The organism is Chryseobacterium sp. SIMBA_029, assembly GCF_046535275.1.
Classification (GTDB): domain Bacteria; phylum Bacteroidota; class Bacteroidia; order Flavobacteriales; family Weeksellaceae; genus Chryseobacterium.
On record NZ_JAWRXA010000260.1, the window covers coordinates 1 to 275 of the forward strand.

Sequence of the window (275 nt, forward strand, 5' to 3'; positions counted from 1 at the left end):
GGAGCTGTAACCAATACTCCTTTAAGAATGAGAGTGATCGGAGATTATAACGGAACAGCCATTACTGCCTGCTACACTCCAAAGTATGGACAGGTAGAGGATTATTCTGTAATTATTGAGCCCCAGACTTCATTATCTGTACACAATGGTTTACAAAAAGAGAATTCATTCATTACTAAAGATGAAAGTTCAGTATATGTAAAAAGCGATTCTAAAATCTCAACATTACATATCTACGATGCCTCAGGAAGACTACTTACTCATAAGACCGATAT

General features: G+C 36.4%; 1 protein-coding gene. It reads left to right on the forward strand.

Translation table 11 applies throughout. From position 1 onward, the window contains the following. Nucleotides 1–275, forward strand: a 275-nt coding sequence (locus SB679_RS24060) for a GEVED domain-containing protein (protein WP_410704758.1), incomplete at both ends; no start/stop codon positions are given.